Source organism: Gemmatimonadota bacterium (assembly GCA_016712265.1).
GTDB lineage: Bacteria > Gemmatimonadota > Gemmatimonadetes > Gemmatimonadales > Gemmatimonadaceae > RBC101.
This window is the reverse complement of the sequence record JADJRJ010000027.1, coordinates 143,917-165,793: the sequence shown is the minus strand read 5'-3', so window position 1 is coordinate 165,793 and position 21,877 is coordinate 143,917. Positions and strand designations below refer to the sequence as shown.

Sequence of the window (21,877 nt, the reverse complement as noted above, 5' to 3'; positions counted from 1 at the left end):
TCGGCAGGCGCCTGGTGTGCTGCGGTGGAACGGAACGAAGGATCAGGCGTTGCGATCCAGGCACGCGGCGCCGGCCGCGTTCGGGTTGTTCTGCTCGGCTTGCGGGACCGGGAAGTTCACATCGACGCCATAGTTCCCGCCCTTGTGCCAGGTCCCCGTCGGGAAGACCGTGTTGGCGGCGCGCTGGTACTGCCGGATCAGTCGGCGCAGGTCACCCGTGCGATACCCGCGGCCATAGAACCAGAAGGCGCGCTCACTGAACAGCTGGGTGAGTTGCGCCGCTGGCGCGGCGGCCAGCGTGAGTGGCGCGAGCCCGGTCACGGTCGCCCGGGCGGCGTTGAGCGTCGCCAGTGCTGCCGTGGCGTTCCCCGCCTTCAACTGTGCCTCGGCCTCGATCATCCGCGCCTCGATGCCGTTGGTGATCGCCACCGGGGTTTCACGTGCAGGCCATGCAGCGGCGATGATGATCGGTCGCAACAGGTCGTCGCGGGTGGCGAGCGTGACGCCGAGCGTGCGGCAGGTGGCGTCGCCGCCCTGGCACACCGGGACACGCGGGTCGTTCGAGCCACCGAAGTTCAGGCCGTTGGTGCCTTCGTTCACGCTCACGCTGTAGCGCCGCGACAGGCTGTTGAAGTTCCAGATCTGGTTGCTCGTTGCAGTGGCCGCGTGGAGCATGTTGTACGTGAACGAATTCGGCACCCCGGCAACGGCCGTGGCGGCCTCCGCCTGTCGATTGAGGTTGACGAGGATGCGCCCGCGGAGCACGCGCAGGGCGTTGCGCACGCGGGTGTCGTCGGTTGTGGTGCCGGTCACCTTGGTGATCCCCTGGTCCACCAGGGCGAGCGCCCGTTCGAACGCGGCGGTGGTGGTCAGCGGCGAGCCATACTCCTCGATGCCATCCACAACGGTGCTGAAGATCAACCCGCTGCAGTAATGCTCGGCCATGAGGTTGATGGTGTAGCCCTGCACGAAGTACATCTCAGCCACCTGCCATCCCGGGGCATTCGGGTTGAACTGCGCGAGCAGGCCGATGGCCTGTTCCGCCGCGAGGCGTGCGCGATGCAACGCGCGGTTGGCCGACGTGAGGAAGGTGTTCTCACGGGTGATCGTGCGCTGGTCGATTTCCTGGCGGGCGATAAACGAGTCGCCGTTGATCCACTCATCGGTGAGGAGGCCGCCCAGGAGGAAGAGCGACTCCTCGCCACTCGTGGCGGCATTCAGGCGTGCCAGTGCGCCGAGGCGCACGGCATTTGCCCCGGCGACGGACTGCGCGTCTTCTGGGTTCACGATGTCGGGGTCCCGGACTTCGAGAATCTCCGTGGCGGTCGAACAGGCGGCGGCGAACCCGAGGACGAGGAGCGACGCGCGTCGCACGAGGTGGCGCAGAGAGCCGCGCGACGTCGTGGGGGTGGTGTATGCTGGCATGATGGCGATCACCTAGTAGGCAAGGTTGAAGCGGAAGGCGACGTACGTTGGCGGGGCAAACGCCTGGAACGACGACGGGGCGTCGCCGGTGGTGCCGAACGACTCGGGGTCGACCCCGAGGTAGTTCGTCCAGAGGATCCCCAAGTTCCGTACGGACCCCGTGACCGAGAAGGCGCGTCCGCGCAGGAGCTTCGTCGTCAGGTCGCGCGACATGGTCCACGTGGCGGAGAGTTCCCGGAGCCGCAGGAAGTCCCCTTCCTCAAAGAAGCCGGCGACCGAACGGCTCGGGTGTTCGCGCACCATCACCGTGCGGGCCTGCTCGAAGAGCGGTGCCTTCGGGTTGATGAGTCCCTCGCAGTTGAAGCGCGAGGCGCAGCGAATGCGCTCCGAGTTGTTGTAGACCAGGTGTCCGCCCTTGTAGTCGACCATGGCCGAGAGGCGGAGCGCCCGCTTGAACAGTTCGATGCTGTTGGTCACGGCAAACTCGTAGCGCGGCAGCGGGTAGCCATGGAACTCGGCGGTGTCGCTGACCGTGATTTCGGAGAGATTCGCGTCCGAGTTGTAGCGAATGATTCCGTCGCCGTCCTTGTCGCCGTAGCCGAGGAGTCGGCGCGACCACCAGCCGTAGAGGGGATATCCTTCTTTCTGGTGCTGGGTGGCGCCGACAATGGGCGGCACGCCACCGAGGCTCACCAGCTCGTTGTCGTTGGTCGAGGCATTGATGGTCAGGTCCCAGCCGAGGGCGTCCTTGCTGACGATCTGCGCGTTGATCAGGGCCTCAATGCCGGTGTTTTGCACTTCGCCCAAATTCTCGAGACGCGCCGTGGCGCCGGTACCGACCGACGGCGGCAGGATCCGCGAGATCAGGGCATCGCGAGACGCCTTGCGGTAGTAGGTGAGTTCGGTGGTCAGGCGCGAAGAGAAGAAGCTGCCATCCACCCCGACCTCGAACTCGGTGGACCGTTCCGGCTTGAGCTGCCGGTTGCCCAATGCCGAGTAGACCAGGGCCGGCTGGTCGCCGCTTTCACCGCGGAAGATGGACGAGGCGAAGAATTGCACGGCGTCGATCGTGCCCGGCTGCACGCCGGAGGCCCCATACGCGGAGCGCACACGCAGCTGGTTGATCCACGAGGCCTTCGGGAAGAACCCTTCCTCGCTGACGACCCATGATGCCGAGAGTTTGGGGTAGAACACCGTCTTGAACTCGGCGCCGAAGGCGCTGTTGCGATCCGAGCGCACGGCGCCGGTCACGAACAGCTTGTCGCGGTACGAGACGGCCTGTTCGACGAACGCGCCAAGGGTTCGGCTCTCGGCGGTCGTCTCGTCGGAGGACTTCACGGACCCGGACGTCACCGTCACCGCGCCCGGAGGCAGTTGGGTGCTGCTGGCCCCGTTGCGGTTGAAGATGTTGCGATAGAACTGCACGCCACCGGTGGTCTTGGACTCGAAGGCGTCGCTCAGGCGGCGCGTGGCGGTCAGCCCGGCATCCACCGTGTAGACAAAGAAGTTCGTGCGGTTGTCGATCTTGAAGCCCAGACGATCCTGGCCGGTATTGGTGCAGTTGTCAAAGCGGCAGAGCTGCGAGTCCAGGCGGTTGGTGTAGTCGAGCCCGAGGTTCGCACGCGCCGACAGCCAGTCCGAGGCACGCCAGTTGGCGTTGACGGATCCGATGAATCGCTCGACGGATTGGGTGGTTTCCGTCTGGTAGATGTCCCGCGGGGTGAACTGCCGCCACCCGAAGAGCGTATCACCCTGCGGGTTGAGGTTGTACCGGAATCCCGGGCCGCCGAACGTGTTGGCCGCGATGCCTGGTGTGCCGGAGTCGTCACTGCGCGGGAGAAAGATGTCCTGCGAGGTGAAGCCGGCGTTCACCTGCATCTCGGCGTTGCGGGGCAACGTGATGTTGACGTTGCTGCGGCCCGTGATCCGCCCGCGGCGCCCCGGATCCTGTTGGCGCTCGGTGAGCGACCGGTTGTTTGCCGCGAGGAAGCGCTTCTCGAATTCGGGCACCTTCGTGACGCCGTCCTCGTCCTCCATCTCGCTGTGGAGGAAATAGCGCGCGGTCTCCGATCCGCCGCGCAGCTGCGCGCCGTACTGTCGACGATAGCCGACGCCGAATGGGGTGGCGTCCTTGTCCTCATGCAGGTTGTAGCTCGTCACGCTGTCCTGCACGCAGGCGCGGGCGACGACCTGCGAGAGGAAACACTGGACCGTGTTGGACGGGGTCGAGTTTGTGGTCGCCGTCGTGCCGGTGCGCCAGCCATGCCAGGCGGTGGGATAGGTGTTGCGGTCCGAGACCCCCGTCTGCTCTGAATAGAACGACCACTGTGGGCGACCCGCCGTGCCCTTCTTGGTGGTGATCACGATGACGCCGTTGGCCGCGTCGGTACCGTAGAGCGTGGCGGCCGAGGGACCACGCACGACCTCGATCGACTCGAACTCCTCGGGGTTGAGGTCGTCAAACCGGGACGTCGTCGTCCCGCCGACACTCACCGACGAGGAGCCGGTCGAGGATTCCACGCGAACGCCGTCGATGATGACGATCGGGTTGTTGGTCAGCGACAAGGAACTCGTCCCGCGGATGCGGATGCGGGTGCCGGCACCCGCCTGTGTGCCTGGGGTGATGAGCACTCCGGCCGCGCGGGACGTGAGGAGGTCCGCCATCCCCGACACCGGCCGGGACTCCACGAGCTGCGCCACTTCCAACTGCGCGATCGCGTTGCCCACCTCAATTCGCCGCTGCTGTCCGGTGGCCGTGGTCACGACGGGGTTCAGCGTCACTGGCAGTGCCGCGAGCTGGAAGTTCAGGGTGGCGGACTGTCCCGCTGCGACGGTCGTCGACTGCCGCGCCTCGCCATACCCCAGGCGGAGGACACGCACCTGGACCGCGCCAACGTTCACGCCGCGGATGGTGTACTGGCCATCGGTGTTCGTCTGCGCGCCGAGCGTGGTCCCGATGACGGCCAGCTGCGCGGCCCCGATCGGCTGCCCGCTGGCGGCATCGGTCACGCGACCGGTGATGGTGCCCTGTTGGGGGGCCTGTGCCGGGACTGTGATGGGGGCGACGGCCCAGGCAGTCGTTCCCATCGTCAGGGCCCACCTGACAAAACGTCTAAGCATGTACACCTCGACCGCGCGAGCGGGAGAAAAGGAGAAGACCACCGATGGCGCGTCCCGTTGCCCACAGGGAACGCCTCGTATGGCAACGATACCGGACGGGACATGCCCGGGGAAGTCGCGCCGTGATGCGCGTCGACGACCGGGGAGCCAGTGATCCCGGGAGACTCCGACGCAGACGCACCGACCTCCGTTCATTCGGACGTTTGGGCGGAGACTGCAGCTCGACCACGTCAGGTCCGGGGGTGGCCGGCGCTGCGTTGCACGGAGATCCGCGGCCGCCGTTTGCATGCTCCGGTGCCGGGCGGTATATCCGCCTCACCTATTCCCCACGGTTATGCCCCGGCTCCGCAAGCACCACGTACTCGCGACCCTCCTGTTGGCTGCGCCGCTCGCCGCGCAACTCCCTCAGCCGGCCTGGGACGTCACGCAGCCGCGTGGTCGTACGCGTGAGATTGCCTTCACAACCGACGAAGGCACCTGGATGTCGGTGGACCTCGCCGCCGATGGCTCGTGGCTCACCTTCGACCTCCTCGGCCATGTCTATAGACTCCCGACGAGCGGAGGCGAAGCCGTAGCGTTGACACAGACAAGCGGGATCGCCATCAACACACACCCGCGCATCTCGCCCGACGGCTCGCTGATCGCGTTCATCTCCGACCGGCGCGGACAGAACAACCTCTGGGTGATGAACGCGGATGGCTCCAACCCGCGGCCCATCTTTACCGACAACTACGTGCGCGCGGTGACGCCGGTGTGGACCCCGGATGGCCAGTACATCGTCGTCGAGCGCCAGGGACTCCCCAACGGCGGAGCGCCGGGGAGCGGTGGGATCTGGATGTACCACAAGGATGGCGGCTCGGGGGTCGAGATCCTCCCGCGCTCCAAGCAGCCGGCGAGCTGGCCGGCGTTCGCACGCGACGGCAAGTACCTCTATTTCCAGGTGGGGAACCAGGCACCGACCCCCGCGGGGTACTCCGGCCGCGCGGACTTCCTGGGAGGGTCGACGCAAGTCCGGCGGATGGACATGCAGACCGGCGAGGTCTCGGCCGTCTCGTTTGGTGAGCAACAGCAGCAGGTGCAGACGTCGAGCGGCGGCATGGGTGCACCAGAGGTATCCCCCGACGGGAAGTGGCTCGCCTTCGTGCGTCGCATCCCGGACGGCACCATCACCTGGAAGGGACACGAATTCGGCCCGCGCAGCGCCCTGTGGCTGCGCAACCTCGAGACCGGCCACGAGCGCCTGCTCATGGATCCCGTGGAGCAGGACATCTTCGAGAGCTTCAAGGTGCTGCGCCAATTCCCGGGCTATAGCTGGGCACGTGACGGGCGGAGCATCGTGCTCATGCAGGGTGGCAGGATTCGTCGCGTTGATGTGGCGTCGGGTGTGGTTACGACCATCCCGTTCACGGCGAAGATCCAGCGCACGATCTCCGAGCTGGCCAACTTCCAGGGGAAGGAAGACGACGGCCCGATGCCGGTGCAGTTCACGCGCTGGTCGAGCGCGTCGCCCGATGGTCGCCGACTCGCTTTCCAGGCGGTGGGGCGCGTCTGGGTGATGGACCTGCCGAACGGGACACCACGCCGCGTGACCCCGGCCGGCTTTGTGCCGTTTGAGTATGCACCGGCCTGGTCGCCGGATGGCCAGTGGCTGGCGTTCACCAGCTGGGAAGACACCGTCAGCGCCCATCTATGGAAGGTGAGCGCAGCGGGCGGCACGCCGCAGCAGCTCACGCGGGTGGCCGGGGAGTATATCCACCCGTCGTTCAAGCAGGACGGGAGCGAGATCGTGCTCGCGCGCGGGGCCGGCGAATCACGCCATGGCCGCGGCGTGGTGTGGAACGCCTTCTGGGATATCGTGCGCGTGAGCGCCAATGGCGGCGATGCGCAGTTTGTCACTCGCGTGGCGGCGAGCCCCGACGGCACGTCCGGATCGGCCTTCAACAATATCCGCAACCAGATCGTGCGGCCCAGCTATGGCCCCGAGGGGCGCATCTGGTACCCGCACATGAGCAGCGGGGCGCAGGGCACCCAGACGGTGTTGTATTCGATCCGGCCGGACGGCAGCGATCGCCAGGCGCACCTGAGCTTCCCCTTCGCCGACGAGGTGATGATCTCCCCGGATGGGCAGCATGTCGCCTTCGCCGAGGGGGACAATGCGTGGGTGATGCCATTCCCCACGGTGGGATTGGCCGGACAGACGCTGCGCATCGACCGCAATCGATCGCGCCTGCCCGCCACGCGCCTCACCATGGAGGGTGGGCTCTTCCCCACGTGGCGCACCGCGACGACGCTCGACTACGGAAGCGCCGACCGGTTCTACTCGTACAGCGTGGCGACGAAGCGCGCGGACACGACGCGCATTGCCCTGCGCGTCCCGCGTGACATTCCATCCGGCACGGTGGCGTTCACCAACGCGCGGGTCGTCACCCTCAAGAACCGCGAGGTGCTCACCGGCACGCTGGTGGTGACCGGCAATCGCATCAGCTGTGTTGGGCGCTGTGCAGTGCCGAGTGGCGCCCGCGTCTTCAATGCCCGCGGCAAGACGATCATCCCCGGGTTCATCGACGTCCACTCGCACAACTATCGGGAACATCGCGGGATCATCCCGCAGCAGAATCCCGAGGGGGCCATTTTCCTCAGCTACGGGATCACGACGACGATGGACCCGTCGATGTGGTCGCAGAACCTGTTCCCCACGCGCGAGATGGTCGAGGCCGGGCTCGTCGTTGGGCCGCGTGTCTATACGACCGGGGATCCGCTTTACGCCGGAGATGGTAACCGGCAGGAGGACTTCACCACGCCGGCGATGGCCGAAGCGGGGATCCTGAAGCTCAAGCACTGGGGCTCGGTGAGCCTCAAGCAGTACCAGCAGCCGCGGCGGGACCAGCGGCAATGGGTGATGGAGGCCGCGCGCAAGCATGGGATGCAGGTGACCAGCGAGAACGGCGATCTGGAGTACACCTTGGGGATGGTGATGGACGGCCATACCGGCTTCGAGCATCCGTTGAGCTACACGCCACTCTACGGCGATGTCACCCGCTTCTTCGGGATGGCCCAGGCGACCTACTCACCGACCTTCATGGTGGGGGGACCTGGGCCGTGGAACGAGGAGTACTGGTACCAGGAGAGCGAGGTATGGAAGGACGCCAAGACCCGACGTTTTCTGCCGTGGGTGACCTCGATCCCGCAGGCGCGGCGGCGGATGATGCGTCCCGCCACGGACTACTCCTATGGATGGATTGCGCAAGGGATGGCTGACATGATCGCGGCCGGCGGCTTTGGGGCCATCGGTGCCCATGGGCAGCACAACGGACTCGCGTCACACTGGGAAGTGTGGATGGCCGCGGCGGCAACGGGCCCGATGGGGGCGCTGGAAGTGGCGTCGCTGCATGGGGCCAGGTTCATCGGTCGCGAGAAGGACCTGGGCTCGCTCGAAGTGGGCAAGTACGCCGACTTCATGGTGCTCAACGCCAACCCACTGGACAACATCAGGAATACCGCCAACATCCAGTACGTGGTGAAGGGGGGCGTGGTCTACGACGACGAGACGCTCGACGAGGTGTGGCCGCGGCAGCGGCCGTATGGCACGCCGTACTGGATCGTGCCGGATGCGCTCAAGATGGATCGCAAACCGATTCGGTAGACGTCGGGCGATGCGTCCCGCGAGCGCCTGCTCCCTTCCCAGCCAGGTCCCGGGAGGGAGCCGCACCGAGTCATCGCAATGTGATACCGCTCGCCGGGAGCTGCGACAGGTAGGCGTGCAACGCCGCGATCTCCGCGTCGGTGAGGTGTGTGAAGGTGGATCGGCTGACGCTGGTCATCTCCGGGATCGCCTTGCCATCCTCTCGCGGAGTACCCTCTCGGATCAACGCGGTGAACTCAGCCAATGAGTATCCCACCGCGTTGGCGAGTGCCGGCGCAGGTGCCGGGCCATTCGTGCTTCCGGTCAACGCGGCGCCGTGACAGTCTGCGCAGGAGACGCGCGCGAGATACTCCCCCATCCGAGGTCCATGGATCGCGGAATCAGCACCGACACGGGCGATGGTGGTGTCCCGTTCGTGCACGCTGACCGGGAATAGCCCGAACGCAACCAGGGCCTTTGCGATGGGCTTGAGCACGGTGCGGCCGAGTGGCTCACCCGGTGGGATGGCGGTCCGGCGCAAATGGGCGATCACGGCGGCCAGGTCCGCGTCGCTCAGGTGATACAAGCCACCGGGTGACATGATGAACGGGCTCACTCCATCCGGGCGCACGCCGTACCGGATGTACCCCGCCAGCTGGGCGTCCGTGTAGGCGGGTAGCACCTCGCTGATGCCGGGGGCAACGAACCGCGCGAAGACGCCATCCTCGTACATGACATGTCCGTTCAGTTGCTCGCCATGACAACCGGCACACGTCACGCGGGTCAGGTGGGCACCCCGAGCCAGGGAGGCGCTGTCCGTGGGCAACGTCACGGCGACCTCGCGGAACGGATACGTTCGGGCGAGGTACCGCTCACCCATGAAGTAGATGGCGACGGCGGCGACACAGAGGATGCCGACGAGTCCCAGCAGTACTCGACCGATCCAGCGGCTCACGGATGCCATGGCGTTCTCCAGCTAGGGGGGAGGGAGGCGCGCAACGAAACTACGGCTGACGGGCCAACCGGCCAGACCTCGTTGGCGTTCGTGCCCGCGGCGCGGTCGTCGCGACGGCTGGGATTCACCCCCGGCGCGCCGGCTCCCCTTCGACGGGTCCCGGGGGTACCTTCGCCGGGCATCCCCACCCACGACGCCCATGCGCAACGCCCTCGCCGTCCTTGCCTTCGCCGCGGTCCCAGCGATCGCCCAGGAAAAGCTCGACTACCAAATGCTCGGCAGGATCCGCGAGGAGGGGCTGCAGCGCTCGCAGGTCATGGAGACACTCTCCTGGCTTGCCGATGTCCATGGGCCACGTCTCACCGGCAGCCCCGGCTTCAAGTCTGCTGGGGCCTGGGCGATGGAGCAGATGAAGAAGTGGGGGTTCCAGAACGTCGCCATGGAGCCGTGGAGCATGGGACGCAGCTGGTCGCTGGAGCGGTTCAGTGGCCACATGGTCGCGCCGCAGATCCAGCCGTTGATCGGCTATCCCAAGGCGTGGACCCCGGGAACAAACGGCGTCGTGCAGGGGGAGGTGGTGCAGGTGCTCATCGACGTTCCGGCCGACCTGGAGAAGTATCGCGGCAAGCTGCGCGGGAAGATCGTACTACCGCAGCGAGAGCGACCGGTCAACCTATTGGACGGGCCGATCGTTCTGCGGATGGGGGAGAAGGGGAAGGCAGAGGCGGAGTCCACGCCTGTGCAGGGTCGTGCACTGGGAGGGCGTCCGGCGGCGCCGGCAGTGTCCCCTGCGATCTTGAACAAGTTCTGGGTGGATGAAGGCGTGGTCGCGGTGCTCGACCGCGGCAGTGACAGCGATATGTCGGCCGGCGGCAGCGACATGTCATGGCAAACGCAGCGCGTGGATGGGGGCACGATCTTCGTGGGCTCCGGCGGGAGCCGCGAACCGAATGCGCCACCAGTGCCGCCGCAGGTGACCCTCGCCGTGGAGCACTACAACCGGATGGTGCGCATCCTGGCGAAGGGCGTGCCGGTCAAGGTGGAGCTGGACGTGCGCGTGAAGTTCCACGAGGAGACGACCCCGCAGGGCTTTAACATCGTGGGGGAGATTCCGGGGACGGATCCCGCGCTCAAGGACGAAGTGGTGATCGTCGGGGCGCACTTCGACTCGTGGCATGCCGGGACCGGCGCCACGGACAATGCGTCAGGGAGTGCGGCGATGATGGAGGCGCTCCGCATCCTCAAGACGGTTGGGGCCAGGCCGCGCCGCACGATTCGCGTGGCGCTGTGGGGCGGCGAGGAGATGGGGCTGATGGGGGCGCGCGAATACGTGAAGCGCCACTTTGCCGATCCGGCGACGATGGCCCTCAAGCCCGGGCACGAGAAGGTGGCCGGCTACTACAACATCGACAACGGCACCGGAAAGATCCGCGGGATCTGGATGCAGCAGAATTTTGGCGTCGAGCCCATCTTCCGCGATTGGATCGCGCCGTTGAAGGACCTCGACGTGAACACCCTTGGTCCGCGGTCAGTTACCAGCACCGATCACCTGGCCTTTGATGGCGTCGGGCTCCCCGGCTTCCAGTTCATCCAGGAGCGGCTCGAGTACAACTCGCGCACCCATCACTCGAACATGGACACGGTGGACCATGTGCAGGCCGCGGACATGAAGCAGATGGCGACGGTGGTGGCCTGGTTCGCCTACAACACCGCGATGCGGGACGAGAAGCTGCCGCGGAAGGCGCTGCCCACGCGGGTGGCGCAGTAGGGGGCTGGTGGCCGGGGCGACAATCACTGGTTGCGGCGTTGGGTACTACCGAAAGCTCACCTGACCTGACCAAATCAATGACCGACTCAGCGCGTCAGCCGATCGACCCCGGCGTCGACATCGGTCATGTTCACCTCAAGGTGAGCGACATCCCCCGGGCCCTCGACTTCTACTGCGGGGTCCTCGGCTTCGAGGTCCAGCAGATGTACGGCACCCAGGCCGCCTTCATCTCGGCGGGTGGTTATCACCATCACATCGGGCTCAACACCTGGCAGAGCCGCGGCGGTAAGCCGCCGGCTTCCGGGACGACGGGGCTGTTTCACGTGGCGATTCGCTATCCCGCGCGCGCGTCGCTGGCTGATGCCCTCCAGCGGTTGATCGACGCCAACATCCCGCTGGACGGGGCGAGCGACCATGGGGTGAGCGAGGCGTTGTACCTGCGTGATCCGGATGAAAACGGGATCGAGCTGTACTGGGACAAGCCGAAAGACCAATGGCCGATTGGCCCGGATGGGTCACTGCAGATGGTGACCGAGGCGCTCGACCTCCATGCGCTGATGGCGGAGCTGACGTAGGCGGCTCCGCGATGCGGCGCAGGCGCGGGCGGAGATCATGTACTGGCGTACCGCCTCGGGGCGTGAGGTGGATTTCGTGGTGGAAGTCGGACGGCGGATCATCGGGATCGAAGTGAAAGCGACCCGTTGGCCGTCCTGGTCGGACGCCGAGGTGCTGTCGCAGTTCGTCAAGGAACAGGGCGATCATGCTGCCGGCGTTCTCCTCCACGGGGGCGACGAAGTGACATGGATGAGCGAGCGCGTGCTCGCCGTCCCGTGGTGGAAGGTCATTTAACCCGCAGCATCCCACCGTTCGTTGGCCTTTGAATGCCGGCGCGTTGCACAGTAGTAGCGAAAACATCTGATTCGACGTATTCTCGCTGACGCACAATTCGCGCAACTGGATGATTCGACCGCAACTGCATACCGGGGCAGGGGCAGCCGCACCGTTTTTGGTGTGGGTTTTGGTGCCGGTGGTCGACAGCGACGATCCGAACATCGCCTACTATGGCGACTTCGAGCAGGGCCGCCCGGAGTTCGAGCGCGCCTTTGCCGCGCTGGGCCAGGAGTGGCACTGGCAGCCGGTCTCCATGCGCGACTATCGCGACGTCATTGATCGCGTCATCGAGCAATCGGCGCCGCGCACCCCGGTCTTCTTCAACCTGTGCGACGGGGACGAGGTCAACGGACCGCCGGGGATATCTGTCATCCGCTACCTCGACGAGCGTGGGGCGATCTACACCGGGTCCGACGACCGGTTCTTCGACCTGACCACCTCGAAGATCGTGATGAAGGAGGCGTTTGATCGCCTGGGCGTACCGACGGCGCCGTGGCGCGTCCTCCCCAAGGCGGCCGAATCCGTCGAAGGGGTGTTCGAGGACATTGGGCGTCCGATCATCGTGAAGCCCGCGGTCTCCGCCGGCTCAATGGGGATCACCTGCAAGTCCGTGGTGCACACCGAGGCCGAGCTTGCCGAGCAGCTCCGCATCGTCGAGGAAGGGTACCGTGGGTGGAACCTCGCGGACGGCGGGGTCCTGGGTGAGCGGTTCATCGCCGGCCAGGAGTTCACGACCTTCATCATCGGGTCGCACGACGCCCCTGAACGAAGGGTGGTGTATCCGCCGGTGGAGCGGGTCTTTCACGAGAAGCTCCCGGAGACCGAGCAGTTCCTGTCGTTCGACCGGCTGTGGGAGTTCCACGAGCACGAAGGACCGATGCAGGACGGGAAGGACTTCTGGTCGTATGAACAACCGCCGGCTGCGCTGATCGACGAGATCTGCGAGGTGAGCTGGGCGGCGTATGCGGCGGTGGGCGGGACCGGCTACGGCCGGGTGGACCTGCGGATGGACCGCGAGACGCGGCAACTGTACGTCCTGGAGGTGAATGCCCAGTGCGGGCTCTCCGAGGATGAGAACTATACATCGATCGGCGCGATCCTCCGTTATGCGGGGGCCCCCTACCACCGCGCCGTGCAGGAAATCCTCGATGTGGCGCTGCATCGCGCCGCTGTGTCGCCTCTGCGCGCCTCGTCGCGCCCCGCCGCCTCCCGCCTCGCGTCATGAAGATCTGCGTCCTGCAGCCGGATTACTCCACCACGAACGTCGACTACAAGAACTGGGATCCCGCGCGCGACCTCGCGCGGCTGCTCCCTGGTGACACGGTCCACCATGAGTCGATCAACAAGCTGACGGCGTTCAAGCAGCTCAAGGCGCTCTCGAAGCAGGGGTTCGACATCTTCGTGAACCTGATCGACGGCTACCCGGAATGGGAAATCCCGTCGTTCGAGCTGATCCACATCCTCGAGCAGCTCAACCTGCCGTATACAGGCCCCACGCCCAAGATCTACCACGTCCCCAAGGACGTGATGAAGTACGTCTCCTACGCCGTGGGGGTAAAGACCCCCCGCCACGTGGTGATCGATGCCGTGGAGGACATCGACCGCGTCTTCCGTGAACTGCGCTTCCCATTGTTTGTCAAGCCGGCGCATGCCGGCGACTCGCTCGGCGTCGACACCGACTCGTTGTGCCGCAACCGGCGGGCGCTGCGCAAGAAGGTCACGGCCACCCTGCAGGAATGGCCGGAACTGATGGTCGAGGAGTACGTCGAGGGGCGGGAGTTCACCGTCCTCGTCGCGGCCAACCCCGGTGCCCCGGGAACCTGCCGATCGTTTGTCCCGGTCGAGTATCGCTTTCCGGAGGGCGGGGCGACGTTCAAGACGTACGCCTTCAAGACCTCGGAGCTGCACCCGGAAGCCAACGTCCCGGTCACCGACCCGACCCTCGCCCGTGAGCTGCGCGAGGCCGCGGAGCGGATCTTCACCGGCTTTGAGGGCGTGGGGTACGCCCGCATGGACTTCCGGATGAACGACCGCGGCGAGATTCATTTCCTTGAGGTCAACTTCTCCTGCTCGGTGTTCTATGCCGATGGCATGGAAGGGTCCGCCGACTTCATCCTCAAGTATGACGGGATCGGCCAAGCCGACTTCCTGCGCCTGATCATCGCCGAAGGGATGGCGCGCTACGCGCGCAGGCAGAAGCCGTACACGATGAAGGGGAACGCGACCTCCGGGTACGGGATCTTCGCGAGCCGCCACCTGTTGCCCGGGGACGTTCTCTACCGGGGTGAGACGCGCCCGCATCGCCTGGTCACCAAGGACTTCGTGATGGCGAACTGGACCCCGGAACAGCAGGAGCTCTTTCGACGATATGCCTGGCCGGTGTCGAACGACGTCTACGCGATCTGGGACGAAGACCCGATGGACTGGGCGCCGCAGAACCACTCGTGTGAGCCGAATACCGGCTTCCAGGGCCTGAACGTCGTGGCCCTGGCGCCAATCGCCCCCGGCACCGAGCTGACGATCGACTACGCCGAGCTGCTCAACGACGAGACGGAGCCCTTCAGCTGTCGATGTGGCGCGTCGTCGTGCCGCGGGCTGGTGCGTGGGACGGTGGGGAATGCGCTGGGTCGCTCGACGCTGATCGGGTAGAGTCCGGACGGCGGACGGCAGAGGCAGAGGGCAGAGGGAAGAGCGAAGGCGTTGGTCGCCCTTGCTGGTCGTCGGGCCGGTGCCCAACTTCGCGTGACTATCTCGAACTGCGAGGCCCCCATGAAACGCCGCGACTTCCTTGTCTCCTCTGCCGTTGGTGCGGTTGGAGCCAGTGCCTCTCGCCTCCCCGGCGTCGCCGCAGTGGGCGACGATGCATCGCTCACTGAACGGTTCCAGCAAACGCGACGGAAGATCCTGATCGCGGGTGGCGGCTTCGGCACGGCGTTCATCCGCTACGCGGCGCAGCTCACCGGCAAGCCGCGGCCGAAGATGCTCTACCTGCCCACCGCGAGCGCGGACAGCCCGCAGGGGATCATCACCTGGTACCAGAACTGCGCCCCGCTCAACGTGGAGCCGTCGCACCAGGTCTCGTTCATCGCGAGCACACGGCAAGACAAAAGCTGGGAAGAAGTCCTGCTCAACGTCGATGCCATCATCTGCTCGGGCGGCAATACGCTGAACCAGCAGGTGATCTGGCAGGCCCATGGGATCGACAAGATCCTGCGCCAGGCCTGGGACCGCGGGATCGTGCTCGGCGGGGCGAGCGCGGGTTCCTTGTGCTGGTTTGATGAAGGCACGACCGACTCGCGCCCGAAAGAACTGTCCATCGTGAAGTGCCTTGGCTTCATCAAGGGGAGCCACTCACCGCACTACGACGCCGAGCCCGGGCGTCGGCCGCTGTACCAGAAGCTGATTGGCAGCGGGCAAATGCAGCCGGGCTACGCCTGCGACAATGATGCCGGTCTTTACTTCGAGGACAACACGGTGAAGCGCGTGGTGCACACACGCGCGGCCGCGAAGTGTTACCACGTCACGGTAGAGGGGGGGAAGGCGGTGGAGCGCGTGCTGGAGCCGGAGCGGATCTAGCGACGGTCTGCGGGCCTCAGTTAGTGCCGGAGCGCCACTGGGCCAGGTTCATCCCAAGGTACGCGCTCAGGGCATGGGGCCCATCAGGACGCGCCTGGCCCGAGGTGCCGCTCGAAGAACTCCACCAGACGGCGAAATGCAAACCGCGTCTGGGCCAGTCCCTCCAGGTCCCACCCGTGCCCCGCATCGGGAAGGGTCACCAGCTCCACATCCTTCCCGAGCTGTAGCAGGTACTGCGTCAGCCAGGCAGAATCCTTGTAGAGCACCACGACGTCGCGCATCCCGTGGATCAGCATCAGGTGCCCCTGCAACCCGGCGGCCTTCGTATGCGATGAGGCGTCCGCGTACGCTGCCATGTCCTCCTGCGGGCGCATCATCACCCGCTGCTCCCCCGTGAGCGCATGCCAGACGTTCGTCGCCGGTGCGCCAGCCACGCCGGCGCGGTACACCCCGGGCTTGGTGAAGAGCGACATGGTGGTCATGAGCCCACCGTAACTCGAGCCCCAGATCCCGACGCGCGCGCTGTCGGCGATCCCCTCGCGCACCGCCCACTCCACCCCGCTGTGCAGGTCCTCGACGTCGATCCCCCCGTAGTCCATGCGGATCCGCCGCCGGAACGCCGTGCCATGGCCACTGCTCCCGGCCACATCCACCGCCAGGATCGCAAAGCCCTTCTCCAGCAACACCTGGTCGAGCCCCCACAGGGGATGCGCGTTGCGCCCTCCCCACTGATTCCGCACCGTGCCGCTGTAGGCCGAACCAATGACCAGCGGCACCCGCGCCCCGGGTTGGCGGTTGGGTGGAAGGAGCAACCGTGCATGCAACGTGGCGCCGTCCGCGCGACTGGCAAACGTCACGTACCGGGCGGGGGTGAACCGGTACTCGGCGAACTCAGGGCGAGGCGACCGCGTAACCCGCGCGGTCGTGCCGGCCTGTGCGTCGATGAGATGGAGATCCGGCGGGATGGTGTCCGCGCTGAAGAGGTCGGCGGCCCAACGACCATCAGGTGAGACAACCGCGGTATGCGAGCCCGGTACCTGGGTGAGCGCTCGCGCCGCGCCGCCGGTCAGTGGCTGCCGCCAGAGGTGTCGCTCCTCCGCGCGCCCGGCATTGGATGTGTAGAACATGGTACCGGGCGCCGCCGCAAAGCCGAACACGGCGCCATGCCCCGTCGTGACCACGCGTGGCGTCCCGCCTTCAAGTGGCACCTGCCACACGCGATAGTCGTCGCGGCGATCCGAAGTAAACAAAACGCTCCGTCCATCCGGCGCGAACGCCACCTGCCACTCCGCCGACACGTTCATCGGCTCGCGCTCCTCGACGAGGGTGCGCACGGCCCCGATGGCGGGGTCGATCGTCAGGATGCGCCGGTGCTTCACGAAGACATCGCTGACGTCCAATACGATCCGCGTGCCGTCTGGCGACCAGGAAGCACCATGCAACACGTCCAACCGGTCATTGCTCCAGCGCTGCCACACCACCAACCCTCCATCCAACCGCAGGAGCCCGATGCGGCGCACCTCGGATGGTTCGCCCGGCATCGCGCGGCGAACCTGGGTGGTCGAGGTCTCCTCGGTGAGGTAGTCGGGGATCACGCGAGTGGCGATCGCCGTGCGGTCCACCTCGACGATCACCGCGATGCGGCCGTCCGGTGACGGGAGAACCTGCTCTATGCCGACCCCCGGTCGCGCCAGTTGCGTCATCCGCAGGGACGACCCCAGTGAGTCGCCGAGCAACGGTGCGACATGCAGGTCACCGTCTCGCAGGAAGGCGACGCGATTCCCGGCGATCACCTGCGGGCGGCTCTCGCTCCCGGTTGTTTGTGTGAGCGCTCGTGGTGGTTGCTGTGGCGCGCGAGTATCCGCGAGGTAGAGGTCGCCGCGAAAGGTGAAGAGCAACCGCACCCCGTCGGGGTGCCAGGCGAGCGAGCCGACCCCGGGATCGAGCTCGGCGGCGAGTGCCGCGCGTTGCTCCGACCACTGGGTGTATGAAAGCGGCGATCCGTCCGCCACGCGGGGCGCCGGGGAGAGCCGCGGCATTTGGGTCAGACGCACCGGGGTCGGTGCGGTCCCCGTCGCGGCATCCGCAACGTACAGGTCCATGAAGTTGGTGCCGTCCTCATTCCAGAGAAATGCGAAGCGACGGCTATCCGGCGACCAGGTGACGGCGCGCGGCGTGGTGCCCACCAGCGATGGCGCGCTGTAAAAGCGCTCAAGGTCGGCGGGGCGCTGCGCCGATGCGTTCCTCACCGTCGCCGCACACGCCAACGCGACCAGGAGTGCGGGCCGCATCATCGTACCACCCCCAGCGCGCGCATCTCATCGTCGAGCCCTGTCAACTCCCAGCGAATCAGCGAGATCGGGATGCTGCCGCCGGCCAGGAACGCGTCGTGGAAGGCGCCGAGTTCGAAGCCGGTGCCCAGTTGACGCTGGCGGTCCGACACCAGTTGCTCCATCTGCGCCTTGCCGATCGTGTAGTTCATTCCGTAGGCGGGGCGCCGCAGGTAAATCGCCAGGTCATACCGGGCGAGGTTGGCCTCCATCAGCGGGACCTCGGCATTCAGGAAGGCAATAGCCTCCGAGAGGGTAAACTTCCCGACCTGCATGGCCAGTTCGGCGCGAACCCTCGCGGCGCGCTTGAGTTGCGCGATGTAGAACAGCTCCCGCGTGCGCGGGCGATCGTTAAGTAGCCCGGCCTGGAGGTACATCTCCTCGATGTAAAACGCCCATCCTTCCGCGCGCGTGCCGTCCCCGTTCCCTCGCCGCACACTGCGCGGGTGGCGACGCTGCAGCGTGCCATCGAACCGATGCCCGGGGATGCTGGCGTGGATGTGGTTGTTGAGCGGATCACGATAGGTGATCTCATCCCAGAAGTGCCGGTGCCCGCCCCACGGCGAGCGATCAATGAAGAAGGCATCGGTCTCGTACTGCGGCGGGATGTCGGCCGGGATCGTCAGGAGCTTTTCGCGCGTGGTAAACGACCGAATCCAGGACTCGGCTTCGCGGGTGCGTCGCTCGTGCTCTTCTGCGGTCGCGGCGGGGACCAGCTCCGGCAGGCCGCGATTGCGGTGTTGTTCAAGGGCCAGCAGCGTGCGCGCCCGGGCCAGCTCGCGCTCACCGATCAACCGGATCTGCTCAACGCTCCACGGCACGAGGCGCACATGGCGCACATACCAGGCGTAGTGATCGAGTCCCACGAACGCGGGCTCGGTCATCCGCGGCATCTCGCGACGCAGCCAGTCCCGAAACGACTTCACCGCGGCGAGCGCCCGTTCAATGGACGGCACTCGATCCGGGTCATTGGTGCGGGCGCGGGCGAGCAGGTCCTCGTACCATCCGATCACTCCTGCGGGAGGACGCGGCCGTCGCGGTTCGCCCTGATTCACCTCGTCGCTCTGCTCGAGGTGGAAGAGCGCGATCTCCGTGAGGCCGGCGGAGGGCTTCGTCAGGCGGCGTCGCGCTTCGTCCAGGATGCCGGGGACGGCATCGAGGCGCATGGTGAGGGCGGAGCGCACCGAGTCCGGGACGGGGACCGTGGCGTAGGGCGTGGAGGCGATGAGGTCGACCCAGTTCCCGGGATCGCGCGCCCAGGGTTGCGAGATCCGCAGCTCGAAGTCGAACGCCGCGAGCTGCGTGCCAACGACCGCATGATCGACGCGGTCAGGAACGGGCCAGGTGTGGACCGGGAGCGCCCGATGTCGCGTGTTAAGCTGTGTCAACCCACTTCGCCAGCGTGCAACGGCCGCCGGGGAGTAGTCGGGGACGCCACGGCGCTCGGGAGGGCGGCGAAGGGAGCGCAACGACTCGCCGATGGCGACCACATCCGGCCGGCTTTGATCGGCGGCGGGTTGTGCGCCCGCGGAGGTGGCGACGAAGGCGAGGACGAGCAGGCGTGGAGCGCAGGACATCGGTCAGGGTGTCAGCAGTTGGGCTGAGGGTACCGTGCCGCAGCCGGACGCGCTACGCCGCGCGCTTTTTCATTGGAGCCAGGCGTGCTGCGCCGCGGCCATGGGAGTCCGACGTGCCCCCGCGAAACCGGGATCATCCCGCCCCGGCCAGCCGTTCATCTGACATGTCGACCAATGGCACGACGCCTCCGGGCGTGGTCCTCGTGACCGGGGCGAGCGGGTACGTCGGCGGCCGGCTCGTGGCCGCCCTGGAGCGCGAAGGGGCGACGATTCGCTGCCTCACACGCCGCCCGGAGTTCATGACCTCCCGGGTCGCACCGGGAACGGAGGTCTGTGCGGGTGACGTGACCGACCGGGCGAGCCTCGATCGTGCCTTCGTTGGAGTGCACACGGCCTACTATCTCGTGCACTCGATGGCCTCGGGGGCCTCGTTCGACCAGTCCGACCGGCACGCCGCGAAGACCTTTGGCGAAGCGGCCCACGCGGCGGGGGTCGCGCGTGTGATCTACCTCGGCGGCTTGGCCGATGACCAGGAGCCCCTCTCGCTACACATGCGGAGCCGTCACGAAGTCGGCGCCCTGCTTCGCGCCGCTGGACTCTCGGTGGTGGAGCTGCGCGCGTCGGTCATCATTGGCTCCGGCAGCCTGAGCTTCGAGATCGTCCGCGCGTTGACCGAGCGACTGCCGTTCATGCTCCTCCCGCGGTGGGTCTCCACCCCCGCGCAGCCGATCGCCATCACCGACGTCGTGCAATACCTGCTCGAGGCGCGGAAGCTGCCGCCGTCCGAGGAGGGGATCTTCGAGATTGGTGGGGCAGACCAGGTGTCGTATGAGGACATGATGCGGGCCTACGCGGCGGCGCGCGGGCTGCGGGTGCCCATGTTCCGGGTGCCGGTGCTCACGCCGTTCCTCTCCAGTTTGTGGCTCGGGTTGGTCACGCCGATCTACGCGCGCGTGGGTCGGGCGCTGATTGCAAGCATCATGCACCCGTCGATTGTGCGGGACGATCGCGCGCGGCGCACCTTTGCCATCCAGCCGATGCCGATGGCCGATGCCATCCGCCATGCGCTCGTGGATGAAGACCAGGAGATCGCCGCCAGTCGATGGTCGGATGCGCTGTCGTCGGTTGGGGAGCCGACGCAGTGGGGCGGCGTGCGTTTCGGCAACCGGCTCGTAGACTCGCGGCAGCTCGCTGCCACCGCCTCCACGGCCGACCTCTTCAATCGGGTGCAACGGATCGGGGGAGCGCAGGGCTGGTACGCCTGGAACGTCCTCTGGTGGATCCGTGGGCTCCTCGACCTGCTGGTGGGCGGGGCGGGGATGCGTCGCGGCCGCCGCCATCCGGTGGAGTTGCGGGTCGGTGATACGCTCGACTGCTGGCGGGTGGAGCGTCTGGATGCGGGGCGCCTGTTGCGCCTCACCGCCGAGATGAAGTTGCCCGGGCGGGCGTGGCTCGAGTTCGAGGTGACGCCCACGCCCACGGGGAGCACGTTACGCCAGACGGCGATCTTCGACCCGGTGGGCGTACTCGGCCAGATCTACTGGTACTCGTTGTTCCCGCTCCACGAGCTGGTCTTTGGCGGGATGCTGCGGCAGATAGTTAGGGCCGCCGAGTCCGGCGAGGCGCCTAGCGCCCGGCCACCTTCCGTCCCAATTCCACCGTCTTCATCCCCGGCTCGCCCCAGCCGATGACAAAGACGCTGAACCCCTGCTTCATCCGCATCTCGATGTCGTTGAGGTTGGCCGGGTAGCCGCAGGCCACCTGGAACTCCTTGCAGGCCGCCAGCACGCTCTGGATCGCCGCTTCCCAGCCGGCCTCGTCAAACACGCGCTTGCCGGCGGCGTCGGTGGTGGTGAAGACGCCACGGAGCGTACCGGCCCCGGGGAAGAGGGCGCCGATTCCCTTGACGGCGGCGATCTCGCGGATGTTCGCGAGCCCTTCCTTGCTCTCGACGATCGTCCAGTTGACCAGCTCTCCCTTCGGGTTGAGCGGCCAGAGGTCGGCCTTCTCGCGATACGCCTTCTCGTTCATCCCCCACATGGCTGGCGCCATGCCGACGTCGTCACCGCGCGTGCCGCCTTTCGACTTCGGCCGCATCATCGCCAGTCCCTGCTTCACCTCGTCGGCGTTCTTCACGTCGACAAACACGATCGTGCTGGCCCCGAAGTTGAGCTGCTTGCCGATGCGCTCGCGGGCGAGGTTCATGTCCGGGAGGATCTCGGGGGTCTTCACCGCGAGCGGGTGTGTCCACGGGAGCTTGCCACTGGCGGCCAACCCCTTCACGAACTCCAGGAAGGTCCCGTAGCCGGCATCGAAGTTTCCTTCCATGCTGCCGTCGAAGATGTAGTCTGCCTGCGTGTAGGCGAGCGCGTCCGCCGCGAGCTGGGCTTGGGTCTTTGGGGCGGGGGCGTTGGTCGGCGCTGGCTGACCGGGCCGCGTCCGCGGATTCGCCGGCGCGTAGAGCCCGAAGACCGGCTGCTTCTTCGCCAGCAGGTCGGCGACCGGATTGAGGTGCTCGCCCTGCGCCGAGGACGCGAGGGGAAGGATGGTGGCGACGAGCAGCAGGTTCAGGCGCACAGTGGTCAACCGGAGAGGGGGTAAACGGCAGGCGAG

At 66.6% G+C, this 21,877-nt stretch carries 14 protein-coding genes; 8 read left to right on the top strand and 6 right to left on the bottom strand.

The window, feature by feature from the left end; genetic code table 11:
• Nucleotides 1-42: 42 nt before the first annotated feature.
• On the bottom strand, nucleotides 43-1,425 hold the full coding sequence (locus IPK85_05035) for a hypothetical protein (protein ID MBK8246746.1): 1,383 nt from the start codon (nucleotides 1,423-1,425) through the stop codon (nucleotides 43-45).
• Nucleotides 1,426-1,437: 12 nt separating this feature from the next.
• The gene (locus tag IPK85_05030) at nucleotides 1,438-4,512 is read right to left on the bottom strand and encodes a SusC/RagA family TonB-linked outer membrane protein (protein MBK8246745.1); all 3,075 of its coding nucleotides are present in this window, start codon (nucleotides 4,510-4,512) and stop codon (nucleotides 1,438-1,440) included.
• A gap of 367 nt (nucleotides 4,513-4,879) precedes the next feature.
• Here IPK85_05030 and IPK85_05025 point away from each other — a divergent pair, with 367 nt between their 5' ends.
• Nucleotides 4,880-8,188, top strand: a complete 3,309-nt coding sequence (locus IPK85_05025; GenBank protein ID MBK8246744.1) for a PD40 domain-containing protein — start codon at nucleotides 4,880-4,882, stop codon at nucleotides 8,186-8,188.
• A 70-nt stretch (nucleotides 8,189-8,258) separates the two neighbouring features.
• Here the strand turns inward: IPK85_05025 and IPK85_05020 are convergent, their stop codons facing one another.
• Nucleotides 8,259-9,131 (bottom strand): c-type cytochrome, encoded by an 873-nt coding sequence (locus IPK85_05020; GenBank protein MBK8246743.1) that lies wholly within the window; start codon nucleotides 9,129-9,131, stop codon nucleotides 8,259-8,261.
• 190 nt (nucleotides 9,132-9,321) lie between these two features.
• On the opposite strand from IPK85_05020, the gene IPK85_05015 reads away from it, so the two are divergent.
• From IPK85_05015 to IPK85_04990, 6 genes are all read left to right on the top strand, one after another.
• A complete protein-coding gene (locus tag IPK85_05015) occupies nucleotides 9,322-10,890 on the top strand; it encodes a M20/M25/M40 family metallo-hydrolase (GenBank protein MBK8246742.1) in 1,569 nt (522 codons plus the stop codon).
• A 77-nt stretch (nucleotides 10,891-10,967) separates the two neighbouring features.
• A complete protein-coding gene (locus IPK85_05010; protein ID MBK8246741.1) occupies nucleotides 10,968-11,465 on the top strand; it encodes a VOC family protein in 498 nt (165 codons plus the stop codon).
• A gap of 37 nt (nucleotides 11,466-11,502) precedes the next feature.
• A complete protein-coding gene (locus IPK85_05005) occupies nucleotides 11,503-11,739 on the top strand; it encodes a DUF4143 domain-containing protein (GenBank protein ID MBK8246740.1) in 237 nt (78 codons plus the stop codon).
• Nucleotides 11,740-11,848: 109 nt separating this feature from the next.
• Nucleotides 11,849-13,006 (top strand): hypothetical protein, encoded by a 1,158-nt coding sequence (locus tag IPK85_05000; protein MBK8246739.1) that lies wholly within the window; start codon nucleotides 11,849-11,851, stop codon nucleotides 13,004-13,006.
• Nucleotides 13,003-14,430, top strand: coding sequence for an SET domain-containing protein-lysine N-methyltransferase (locus tag IPK85_04995; protein MBK8246738.1), 1,428 nt, complete (start codon nucleotides 13,003-13,005; stop codon nucleotides 14,428-14,430). Before IPK85_05000 ends, IPK85_04995 begins: the two co-directional genes overlap by 4 nt.
• A 120-nt stretch (nucleotides 14,431-14,550) precedes the next feature.
• Nucleotides 14,551-15,357, top strand: coding sequence for a peptidase E (locus IPK85_04990; protein MBK8246737.1), 807 nt, complete (start codon nucleotides 14,551-14,553; stop codon nucleotides 15,355-15,357).
• Nucleotides 15,358-15,440: 83 nt separating this feature from the next.
• On the opposite strand, the gene IPK85_04985 is transcribed toward IPK85_04990, so the two are convergent.
• A complete protein-coding gene (locus IPK85_04985; GenBank protein ID MBK8246736.1) occupies nucleotides 15,441-17,651 on the bottom strand; it encodes a S9 family peptidase in 2,211 nt (736 codons plus the stop codon).
• Nucleotides 17,648-19,264 (bottom strand): DUF885 family protein, encoded by a 1,617-nt coding sequence (locus IPK85_04980; protein MBK8246735.1) that lies wholly within the window; start codon nucleotides 19,262-19,264, stop codon nucleotides 17,648-17,650. The genes IPK85_04985 and IPK85_04980 overlap by 4 nt, the downstream gene beginning before the upstream one ends.
• 164 nt (nucleotides 19,265-19,428) lie before the next feature.
• Here IPK85_04980 and IPK85_04975 point away from each other — a divergent pair, with 164 nt between their 5' ends.
• Nucleotides 19,429-20,955, top strand: a complete 1,527-nt coding sequence (locus tag IPK85_04975; protein ID MBK8246734.1) for an SDR family oxidoreductase — start codon at nucleotides 19,429-19,431, stop codon at nucleotides 20,953-20,955.
• On the opposite strand, the gene IPK85_04970 is transcribed toward IPK85_04975, so the two are convergent.
• The gene (locus IPK85_04970) at nucleotides 20,891-21,850 is read right to left on the bottom strand and encodes a hypothetical protein (protein ID MBK8246733.1); all 960 of its coding nucleotides are present in this window, start codon (nucleotides 21,848-21,850) and stop codon (nucleotides 20,891-20,893) included. The two genes, IPK85_04975 and IPK85_04970, sit on opposite strands and share 65 nt — an antisense overlap.
• Nucleotides 21,851-21,877: the final 27 nt, after the last annotated feature.

Excerpts from the sequence above, each read along its gene's own strand:
- IPK85_05015 (MBK8246742.1), top strand. The coding sequence starts at position 9,322 with ATGCGCAACGCCCTCGCCGTCCTTGCCTTCGCCGCGGTCCCAGCGATC.
- IPK85_05010 (MBK8246741.1), top strand. The coding sequence starts at position 10,968 with ATGACCGACTCAGCGCGTCAGCCGATCGACCCCGGCGTCGACATCGGT.
- IPK85_05035 (MBK8246746.1), bottom strand. The coding sequence starts at position 1,425 with ATGCCAGCATACACCACCCCCACGACGTCGCGCGGCTCTCTGCGCCAC.
- IPK85_05020 (MBK8246743.1), bottom strand. The coding sequence starts at position 9,131 with ATGGCATCCGTGAGCCGCTGGATCGGTCGAGTACTGCTGGGACTCGTC.
- IPK85_04980 (MBK8246735.1), bottom strand. The coding sequence starts at position 19,264 with ATGTCCTGCGCTCCACGCCTGCTCGTCCTCGCCTTCGTCGCCACCTCC.
- IPK85_05030 (MBK8246745.1), bottom strand. The coding sequence starts at position 4,512 with ATGGGAACGACTGCCTGGGCCGTCGCCCCCATCACAGTCCCGGCACAG.
- IPK85_05005 (MBK8246740.1), top strand. The coding sequence starts at position 11,503 with ATGTACTGGCGTACCGCCTCGGGGCGTGAGGTGGATTTCGTGGTGGAA.
- IPK85_04975 (MBK8246734.1), top strand. The coding sequence starts at position 19,429 with ATGTCGACCAATGGCACGACGCCTCCGGGCGTGGTCCTCGTGACCGGG.
- IPK85_04995 (MBK8246738.1), top strand. The coding sequence starts at position 13,003 with ATGAAGATCTGCGTCCTGCAGCCGGATTACTCCACCACGAACGTCGAC.
- IPK85_05000 (MBK8246739.1), top strand. The coding sequence starts at position 11,849 with ATGATTCGACCGCAACTGCATACCGGGGCAGGGGCAGCCGCACCGTTT.
- IPK85_04985 (MBK8246736.1), bottom strand. The coding sequence starts at position 17,651 with ATGATGCGGCCCGCACTCCTGGTCGCGTTGGCGTGTGCGGCGACGGTG.
- IPK85_04990 (MBK8246737.1), top strand. The coding sequence starts at position 14,551 with ATGAAACGCCGCGACTTCCTTGTCTCCTCTGCCGTTGGTGCGGTTGGA.
- IPK85_05025 (MBK8246744.1), top strand. The coding sequence starts at position 4,880 with ATGCCCCGGCTCCGCAAGCACCACGTACTCGCGACCCTCCTGTTGGCT.